Source organism: Pseudomonas sp. EL_65y_Pfl2_R96, from assembly GCF_963970905.1.
Classification (GTDB): domain Bacteria; phylum Pseudomonadota; class Gammaproteobacteria; order Pseudomonadales; family Pseudomonadaceae; genus Aquipseudomonas.
In genome coordinates this window covers 1-348 of record NZ_CAXAQH010000428.1, presented here as the reverse complement: position 1 = coordinate 348, position 348 = coordinate 1, and the positions used below count along the sequence as shown (strand labels likewise).

General features: G+C 60.3%; 1 protein-coding gene. It reads left to right on the top strand.

The genetic code is table 11. The features are described from left to right. Positions 1–348, top strand: a 348-nt coding sequence (locus tag AACY49_RS31405) for a hypothetical protein (RefSeq protein WP_339528259.1), incomplete at both ends; no start/stop codon positions are given.

Genomic DNA, 348 nt, shown 5'->3' with positions numbered 1-348 from the left:
GCGCTGTGCCTGCTGGTGCGCTGCGCCAGCCTGTGGTTGGACATGCTGCCACCGAGCGAAATCGCCGGCAAAACCGCCGAAGCGGTGTCGATGATGGTGGTGCAGCTGTTGATCGACATCCTGATTGGCATCGTCCTGACGTTCGCCGGGGCGGGCGCCGGCATCGCCTATTTGACGATGCGTTTGGCTGATCGAGCCGCGCAGTTACTCAGTGCCGTTCTGCGCCTCGTGAAGGCGATTTTCACGATCATCAATACCTTCATCAGCTACGTCGACCGCTACAAAAAAGTCGCCGCGCGTGGCATCGCGGCGGGCATGAAAAAAGGCCGGATGCAATTGAGCTGGAGC